This window comes from Bacillus proteolyticus (assembly GCF_001884065.1).
Taxonomy (GTDB): domain Bacteria; phylum Bacillota; class Bacilli; order Bacillales; family Bacillaceae_G; genus Bacillus_A; species Bacillus_A proteolyticus.
In genome coordinates this window covers 1-9,459 of the sequence record NZ_MACH01000144.1, presented here as the reverse complement: position 1 = coordinate 9,459, position 9,459 = coordinate 1, and the positions used below count along the sequence as shown (strand labels likewise).

The following is a 9,459-nucleotide window of genomic DNA, read 5'->3' as shown; positions in this document are numbered from 1 at the left end:
TATCATTCTGATAAAAGTACACATTTATGGATTGCAAAACAAGCTATTGAAATTATGAAAACAGAATCTAATATTGAAGCAAATAAGCAGGCTGTGGACTTTTTAAATTATCCGCAATATAAGGATCTATTTTCTAAAGGATTATATGATGCAGATTATAATGCAGAGTTTAACGATGGTGGAACAGGAATAGGCGGCGTTTTTAAAGGCGGATGGAAATCCCATTTTTATGATCCTGATACTAAAGAAAATTATAGAGGAGAAACAAATCCAACGGCTCTTACACAAGGTAAGAAATACTTTTATGAATCTGGAGAACATTTACGAAATAAAGACTATGAAAAAGCTTTCTATTACTTAGGAGTAGCCACGCACTACTTTACAGATGCTACCCAACCTATGCATGCAGCAAATTTTACCGCAATTGATACGAGAGCTATAAAATATCATAGCTACTTTGAAAATTATGTTACAACCATTCAAAATCAATTTGCAGTCAATACTGGAGGGAATTATAACGACTCTCTATCCACACCTGAAGAATGGATTGATTATGCAGCCCGAGTAGCTAAACCTGAAATCCAAAATATTACTAATGATAAAACATTTAAGTATTATAATAGTGGTAAGGCACAATTGTGGCAAGAAATGGTTACCCCAGCTGTGCAGCGAAGCTTAGGAGAAGCTCAGCGCAATACAGCAGGTTTCTTAAATCTTTGGTTTAAAACTTTTACTGAAAATGTGAAAGCTCCAAGTATAGAGACTGCATTAATCTATGATATAGAAGGAAACGTCATAGAAGCAGGGAAAAACTATTATATCGTACCAAGTGAATCTCCTTATCAAGGTCTAACATTTGAATGGTATGTAGCAAACCGTTATGATTATGTCTCACTTGCAAGTAAAGAAAACAATGCTTTATCTGGTACACCTATAGCATTTGAATTCTACAAAGAAAATGATGCAAAGCTACACCACGGGGAGAGTATATATCTTCGCATGAAGCACTCAAATTACGATCAATTTCAATATTTAAATTGGTCTAATTATTCTAGTTGGATTCACCTTGCTCAAAAATCGGATAGTTTAGCTGACTTTAAAATTAAAATTAACCTGGATAAACCTACAGAATATAATATTTTTACAGATGACTATCCATTAAATTATGAAAATATAAATGCAGAGAAAAATTGGATCGTACTAGGTGGAAAAAAACAAAAACCTAGCTCATGGAAGTTTATACCTGTTAGATAAACTAAAAAAACACTCGTCCTTAATCAGAACGAGTGTTTTTTATCCGTAAACGTCAAGTAACTTCACTTATTGGCAACAAACAAAAAAGCCCATCTCTTTTTTCATAAAAGATGAGCTTTTTTATCTTTAAATTATTCTAAACAATCTGTTAAAAAGAATAAAATACTGTAGCTTTGAAATAAAGTCGTACCGTTTATAAAGAAGATGTACTGTTTATACAGAAGTTGCATCGTTTTATCCCTTTGGATTTCCTTTTCTATGGGTTACTCCCCATCGCCAACAAGCTAATAAAGGCAAATACCCCCAAAATGAGAAAATTGGAATATCTAGGTAAAAATATACATTTTTTTGTTTTGGAGCAACTAGTTTCATTACCTTGATGGGCATGTTGGTGAGACCCTAAAATGAACATTTGGATAGGCAATCCTTCTTCTCTTAAAATAACCTTAAATATATTATAGATTTAAGAATATCAGAAAAATAAATGGTATAATTTTCTAAAATATCCTGAATAAAGTTGATTTTAGAAAAGGAGTAGAGGGGAAATGTTTCAGAAGCTCAAATTTTATTTAATCAGCCTTGTAATTAGTTCAATGTTAGGTGGGGTTATCATAGGTGCTAATTTCTTGGTCCATAACATCTATTATTTAGTTATAGGTAAAGAATTTCATTTTAATATGTGGTCTTCCATTATTATATTTAGTATCGTATTTATTTCAGGTTTTACATATATGTTGAAAAAGGGCCCAGATATACTTGTTAATGATTAAACCAATAGTAATTCATGATCTGGTTGGCGTCTTGTTTGTTATTAGGGAAAGATAACAAAACTAAATTTCCTTAAAATGAAAAAATACACCATCCCTTCTATATATTTTTACAAAAAGAATAGCGTTATTTTGATTATATGGATACAAATTTATGGACAATTGGTACGATAATATCAATTGTTTCATTGGGCGTTGCAGTTATAAAGTTGCTTTAAAAAACAGCCAGGAATTAATAACAAAGAGTGAAATCGAAGAAAAACGTTATCAGATAAACATAGATTTATCGTATTGTTTGAAACGGAATAAAAGCATAAAAAATGTAAGGATATTTATTGATGAGAATTTTTTTAATTCTTGAATAGCCACTTTACTCGGTGATGATTCCTGAGCTTCTAAGGTGAAGGCCTCGTTTAATTTTTCTAGAATATGCATTAATAATCAGTCCTTAATCTCTCTCCATTTTGAAATTATGGATGAAAAGGGGGAGGATTGTAAATATGGAAATGAAAAAACGAAGCCTATGTATATGTGAAATGATTTTTATAACCGTCTCCTTTTAGGGGACGGTTTCTTTTATCAATGAATATACTATATTAAGAAATTTAAGAGGTGATAATAATTGGATTATTTAATTGAATTAAATCAGTGGGGCATAAAAGAAGGATTACCTACTAAACCCTATGTAGATGCAGATTATATACAAGCTGATAAGAATATCCAGGGGATAAACAATGCGCTACAATATGCAGCATCTAATAATTACTCTGAAGTTATTCTTCCAAAAGGCAATTACGCTCTATGTTATCCACGTGAGATTGTTATGGTTTCCAATTTAGATTTTAATTTAAATGGATCGACATTAAAAGTTATATACGATTCTAATAAAAAATCGCCATTTGACAATAGAACAACTACTGATTATTACAACTTCAAAGGGAATAGTATCGTATTTAGTAAAGTCACCAATTCTAATTTATTTGGTGGAACTATAATTGGGTGTAGGGACGACAGAAGTTTCTCTAATCCTTTAGAAGTAGCAGTGGAGAATACGTATGGTATTCTCTTTCAAAAAAGTTCAAATTATTGTTCTGTGAAAAATTGTAAGGTTCGCGATTATATGGGTGATAATATTTCATTTAGCTCAAACTCGATATTTGACTATGGAGAATTTGATCAAGGTCTTACTTTGAGTGCCTTAGATTACAACACTGGACAACCTATTACCTCTACGAATACACTCACAACAAAGATGTTAAATATACCTCAAGATTTAACACCAAAGATTACTTCCTTTCTTATAGCTGGAGCAGGATACGCTAGAACAACAAATTTAAATAGTAAAGACTTGGATATCTTCTTTTACGATAATAACAACAATTTCATAGGGGTTATGAAGAAAAGAAGAATCTATACAGATATTTCAATCCCAGTTAACGCAATGAAATTTAGGCTTCAATTTTATAATGAAAACAATGTAAATAAGAATCTGCAATATACAATTATGTTTGGTGGTATCCCTCACCATAACACTGTTGAAAAATGCGAGGTTTTTAATGGGCATAGGGGTGGTATAACTTTAGGGGGGAATTACAACGAAGTTATAAATAATAAAATCCGCGATAATGGAAAAGGATTGGTTAGGTTTTTGGATGGAAAACCTATTTTCAACAATCCAACTCGTTATTCAATAAACATGGAAGATTCATACGGAGCAAGCTGTACCATAAAAGATAACGAAATTTACGGCAGTTATCACGGTATTTTAGTTGGTTGCTATGATGTCTTAATAGAACATAATCACATTTACAATATAGATTACCTAGCGGTTAATCTTTATTCTTTAATGCATGCAACTATTAAGGATAATTTCTTATACAACTGTCAAAATAACATTGGACTCATGACTTCTAATTTTAGTACGGCGTTTGTGAATATTATAGACAATAGTTTCACAGGTGGTAATATGAATTTAACTAATGATTCGTATAGGGTTTCTTTATCTAACAATCAATACGTAAACCCTGATTTCGTTGCATTGGGAGATAATTGCACATTTGATAATAATTATATTGTTTTTACAGAAAATTCGACTACCACACCATGGATAAAAGCAAACAAAATAAGCAAATGTACCTTTAAATCGGTTTTAACACAAAGAGAGATGACGTTTAAAGTTAAAGAATATGATAGCTGTAGATTCGAAAATTTACGAGTCAGATCAGAAAATCCTAATACTCAAACTGTAGACGTTTGTGAGTTCACAAGGTCAGAACTTCTTAATTGCGAGTTGAGAAATCATTTGTTTAGTGGGAGTCCAATGAATATTAGAGTTGCTAAATCAAAACTTATAGATACAACTTGCGAAGTTGGTATTACAAATGTGGATAATCAAGTACCATACACTACACTGGAAGACTGTGCTATCTCGATTAATACGAAAAATAATTTATTCTTATCTGATACTAATCGTCCATATACAACTTATGTAGTAGAGAAATGCAAAGTTACTATTAATAATCCAGCATTCGCTTCTCTCTTAGCTTCAGGAGCAGCAGCGGGAGTAAACGAGTTAATTTTAAAAGACAATGGATTTGTTTATACAGGAACAGCACCATTGAATTTAAAATATTACACAAATAAAAATCATATTCGTAACTTCATCAATTCGAATAACACCTTTACAAATATCAATTTACCTGCTGTGAATTAAAGCTGGCTCTTTCGAGTCAGCCTGTTTTTATTCTACATCCACCAATTCATTAAGTTTAAATTCTGTATTCAATCCAAATGAAGGTTCTGGTGCAAAGACTTCAAGGTAATTACAAGTAATCTCTAAAACTTGGACATACTGATACTATTACTCTAAAAGGGTGTGATCGGTATGGAAAAGAAAAATTGGTTCAAATGGAAGCACTATTAGCCTGATATTATCTTATTAATGGTAAGATGGTACCTACGGTATAACCTAAGTTTTCGTGATTTGGTGGAAATGATGGAGGAACGTGGTTTATCCATTTCTCATACAACGATTATGCGTTGGGTTCATCAGTATGGTCCTGAATTGGACAAACGAATCCGACGTTACCTCAAACAAATAAATGACTCTTGGAGAGTCGATGAAACATATATCAAAGTAAAAGGTCAATGGATGTACCTGTATCGTGCTGTTGATTCGAACGGAAACACAATCGATTTTTGCCTAAGCAAAACAAGAGATCATAAGGCTGCAAAGCGCTTTTTCAAGAAAGCTTTGCGGTCTTTTCATGTTTCAAAGCCACGTGTGATAACAGTCGATAAGAATCCAGCTTATCCTATAGCAATTGAACAGTTAAAAAAAGAAAAAAGCATACCTAACGGTATGCGACTTAGACAACAAAAGTACTTGAATAACATAGTAGAACAAGATCATCGCTTTATAAAGAAGCGAATCCGTTCTATGCTAGGCCTTAAATCTTTTGACACAGCTACATCCATTCTTTCTGGAGTAGAAGCCATGCATATGATTAAAAAAAGAACAGATTGCTTTACGGAGCCAGTCTGCACAAAATCAAAAAGAATTTATCCATCAATTGTTTGGACTTGCAACATAAGATACGATTCCGTTAGGAATATATATGCTTTATTCCCTTGTGTTTTATTTTTGCACCAGAACCCAAAACAGAAGTCTTAAACTAGACTCCTGTTTTTCGACGTGAAGTGAATTACAAAAATTATTTATGGTTTCATAATAGTTAATGGAAAATACTTCATCTAATTTGATAGTAAGAAACTTTGTAATAGAACCTTTTTTAATAGTTGCACATTCAGAAAGCGCTTTCATTTGTGGTAGTAGTTATAATCTACATTTTTTACAAAACATTTCTTAGCATATTTAGCTTTAAGCATTAGTAACAAACCTTTATTGTTTATAGATTTTAACCATGATATTTTCGTATTTTTAATATATAGATTCCTAAAATAATAAATCCTAGTCCTACAAATGGGGTCGTTGGAAGCTTTGTTCCTGCTGATGGCAGGTAATGCTTTTCTTTACTTGCAAGATCCTTTTCTTCTGTGTGCTTTTTACTTTGTGTATCATAAGATTGTTTAGCGTTTTCATATGTAGCATGCACTTTTTTGATTTCTAGGTCACTTTTTATTTTTCGATTCTTGATTTTTATTTCTGCTATCTCGCCAGTTTTTACTTCTAATTTTTTTATTGTAGGATCAAGTACATATCCCTCTGGAGCTTGAATTTCTTTTATAACATACGTATCAGTAGGAAGGTTATTTAATGTAGCAATTCCATTCTCAGCTGTAGTGATTTCTTTTATGAAATTCCCATTTTCACTTACAACCTCAAACACAGCCCCTTTTAAGACTTCTCTATTTTCTCCTACCTTCATAATTTTTAAAGATCCTAACATTTCCCATTTTACTACTATATCTGCACTGCTTTTCTCGCGCGTTCTTGGTAATAAGGCAGTTGTATTTTGAACCCTTTGTTGTCCATCAAAGATAACTGCTTGTAAACTCTGAAATTTTGTATTTACTCTTAACTTGAAATTTCCACTTGGTGTGTTTTTCGGAATCAGAACTTTAAAATTTTCCTTGATAGAGAATTCATTCTTTTTTTCACCTTGTTCATTTATAATTTGAACTCCTTCTGGTGCATCCTCAATTTGAACGGAATATACTCCAGATACTGCATTTGATTGAACCATATATAAATTTGTTTCAAAATAGTCTCCATTTTTTTCTACAGTTTGTTTTCCATTAGGTATTATATTCAAATATGTTTCCTGCACTTCAGTACCTTTAGAAGCTTTTTCTACCAGATGTTTTACAAGGTTATATATCTGTTGGTTTTCTGTTTTTGAATCGGCGAGTTCAATTTTTTTAGATGCAATCCAGATAGCTAATTGAGTTGCATAATAGGCTTCCTCTTTTGAAGAAACCCCTAATTCTGCTGGCGTTTTTTGAGGGTATCCATAAAGTAAGACACGATATACAAAATCATCCTCTTTTCCAATTTCAGAAAGGTTATCTCCATTAGGTGAATTCAACTCAGGTGATAAACAATACGCAACATCTTTTGATGACGTTCTTAGAAAGTCTGACTTTACCTTTACTTCAGTACCTTTGAATTTAATATAATTCCAGTTCATTTGAAATTTTTCTTGATGTATTATCTCGGCTGCTGCTTGTGGCATAGAAACTCCTAGCAACATAATGATTAAACTTATAATTCCAAACCATTTTGTTAACATCTTGCGGTTCATTTCATTCCCACCATTCATCAAATTTTTAGGATAAATCCTACATATTAATTGTACCTGTTGTAAAAGTAAGTTTATTTTAATTATTCGGAAAATTCAGGGCGTAAATAAAGATTATGTTATAGTATCATATATTCTGATGATCTTTATTGTTTAATTGAGTTCATGATATTTGTTAAAGATATTACCTAAAGTACTGGCGTAAATATTATTTTATATTATTAAAAAATGATTCGAAAAATCAATTTTTAAAGTGTGATTTATGTATCAAAAAATAAATACACTTAATAATCTACCTATGAAATAGATGTTTCCTCTATTCCATCTTCTTTCACAAAACGCATATCTGTATTTTCAGAAATTTCGGCTATATTTATATTTATTATATTTAGAAAGTATATGGCTTGCAATCTAAAATTTCATGCAATATTGCATGAAATTTTAGATTTTTTTATGTTATATTATTAAATTGGTTTTGTTAAAAAGTTTGAAAAGAGTTGTGTACAATCGGTTCGGAGGCCCAGAAGTTCTTGAAATTCAGGAAACCCCCATTCCCCAAGCAAATAAGGGAGAAGTACTTGTCAAAATGTTTCCCACTTCCATCAACGGAGGTGACTTAAATGTATGAAAAGGTACAGCCAGTAAGATAACTAACGTACTTTCAAAATTCCCTAAAACCATTGGTCAAGATGTAGTAGGGATAGTGGACAAGTTAGGACCTGATGTCACGGACTTCAAGGTTGGTGGTGTGGGGAAATACTACAACTAATACCAATGCTACAGCTGAATATGTTGTTATAAACGTAAACAAGCCCTCGTTAATGCCATCTCAAATGTCTCCAATAGAAGCTGCAGCATTGCCTTGTGCAGGAGTCACAGCTCTAATTGCTCTAGTGATAAAGGGAACATAAAAGCTGGTGATCGAGTCCTTATACGTGGAGCAGGAGGTGTCGGTATTTTCGCCATACAGATTGCAAAAGCACTTGGAGCACATGTTACAGTCCTCGTTTCAAAAACTACCATGGATGCAGTAATAAACTATGGTGCGGATGAAGTATTCGACTATCGCAAAACATCATCTGAAGAACTCGAGTTGTTTGATATCATCTTTGATACAGCAGGAAAAGATCTTAAAGCATTTAGAAAGAAACTTAAACCAGATGGAAAATTGCTCACAATTGCATTTGATGCTGAAAAACCAATAAGAGGTCTATTCAGTGTTCTTCTTTCTGCACGGTACGGACAGCACCGAACCCGTTTGGTAATTGCGTTTCCTAATCGCAAAAAGCTCACACACCTTGCACAGTTGGTCAATAATGGTGATATAGTTCCCGCCATCAATTCCATCTATCCAATGGAGCAAATTGTTGAAGCCCATCGACATGCTGAAAATCGTGGTATCTTAGGAGAAATTATTATTATTACCATAGCTCAGTCTTAATTCGTGTCTTCCGCTAACGGGAATTATGTAAATACGAATCCCCTTCAGCAAGTAAGCTGAAGGGGTTTTTTCTAGATATATTGAATACCGATAAGTGGGGTTATGTAAACTTTTAATATGGTTTTTAATCTCTGGACAGGATTAAAATTATTTATACAAACTAATCCCTTATCTATTATAGATAAGGGATTAGTTTAGTTTTGTTGTATGGTATAAACAAAATTGAGTGTCATAATATAGTGTAACATGAATATTTATGTGTTTTTTAAATTTTATTTATTCTAAATAAACAAAAAGAATTAGTATGATACTAGTTCTTTTTGTTTGTAGATCCATATTTAAGTGCTTTAATTTGATGTTGATGTGATGGAACCTCAAGTATGTAGAAATTAAAAAAAGTCCCTTAATAAGGCTAAAGGGACTTTGCTCACACAAATGATCTGCACATCAATTCACTTTTGATGTACAGATCATTTGTATGATAATTTTTATAAATAATTGCGGAATAATGAACTTACATTACTGCTTTTAAAAGTTCTTGTACAAATGGAATGATTCCACCTACAAATTTTAAAACTGCCATTGCGATTGCCATATGATTTCCTCCTTTTTTTCGTATTATGATGTGGTGAATCTTTATATCTTTATTATAGTAAGCGCTTACATTTATAACAATACATTTCTATATGCAATATTACATATTTGTACGTTTAGACAAAAATTATACCTCTATTAA

Annotated in this window: 6 protein-coding genes and 1 pseudogene; 6 read left to right on the top strand and 1 reads right to left on the bottom strand. The window is 32.1% G+C overall.

The window, feature by feature from the left end:
• From BAQ49_RS26680 to BAQ49_RS26660, 4 genes and pseudogenes are all read left to right on the top strand, one after another.
• Positions 1–1,254, top strand: a 1,254-nt coding sequence (locus BAQ49_RS26680; protein WP_071747746.1) for a zinc dependent phospholipase C family protein, incomplete at its 5' end; no start/stop codon positions are given.
• Positions 1,255–1,799: 545 nt separating this feature from the next.
• The gene (locus BAQ49_RS26675; protein ID WP_071747745.1) at positions 1,800–2,024 is read left to right on the top strand and encodes a hypothetical protein; all 225 of its coding nucleotides are present in this window, start codon (positions 1,800–1,802) and stop codon (positions 2,022–2,024) included.
• 619 nt (positions 2,025–2,643) lie between these two features.
• The gene (locus BAQ49_RS26665) at positions 2,644–4,734 is read left to right on the top strand and encodes a right-handed parallel beta-helix repeat-containing protein (protein ID WP_071747744.1); all 2,091 of its coding nucleotides are present in this window, start codon (positions 2,644–2,646) and stop codon (positions 4,732–4,734) included.
• A 228-nt stretch (positions 4,735–4,962) separates the two neighbouring features.
• Positions 4,963–5,614, top strand: a pseudogene (locus BAQ49_RS26660) (IS6 family transposase).
• A 324-nt stretch (positions 5,615–5,938) separates the two neighbouring features.
• On the opposite strand, the gene BAQ49_RS26655 reads toward BAQ49_RS26660, so the two are convergent.
• Entirely contained in the window at positions 5,939–7,285 is a 1,347-nt protein-coding gene (locus BAQ49_RS26655; RefSeq protein ID WP_071747743.1) for a SpaA isopeptide-forming pilin-related protein, read from the bottom strand.
• 643 nt (positions 7,286–7,928) lie between these two features.
• On the opposite strand from BAQ49_RS26655, the gene BAQ49_RS34365 reads away from it, so the two are divergent.
• Positions 7,929–8,051, top strand: a complete 123-nt coding sequence (locus BAQ49_RS34365) for an alcohol dehydrogenase catalytic domain-containing protein (RefSeq protein WP_116733509.1) — start codon at positions 7,929–7,931, stop codon at positions 8,049–8,051.
• A gap of 93 nt (positions 8,052–8,144) precedes the next feature.
• On the top strand, positions 8,145–8,723 hold the full coding sequence (locus BAQ49_RS33160) for an NAD(P)-dependent alcohol dehydrogenase (protein WP_071747742.1): 579 nt from the start codon (positions 8,145–8,147) through the stop codon (positions 8,721–8,723).
• Positions 8,724–9,459: the final 736 nt, after the last annotated feature.

What these genes read in the sequence shown, in the direction of transcription:
- BAQ49_RS26675 (WP_071747745.1), top strand. Translation starts at nt 1,800, where the DNA reads ATGTTTCAGAAGCTCAAATTTTATTTAATCAGCCTTGTAATTAGTTCA.
- BAQ49_RS26655 (WP_071747743.1), bottom strand. Translation starts at nt 7,285, where the DNA reads ATGAACCGCAAGATGTTAACAAAATGGTTTGGAATTATAAGTTTAATC.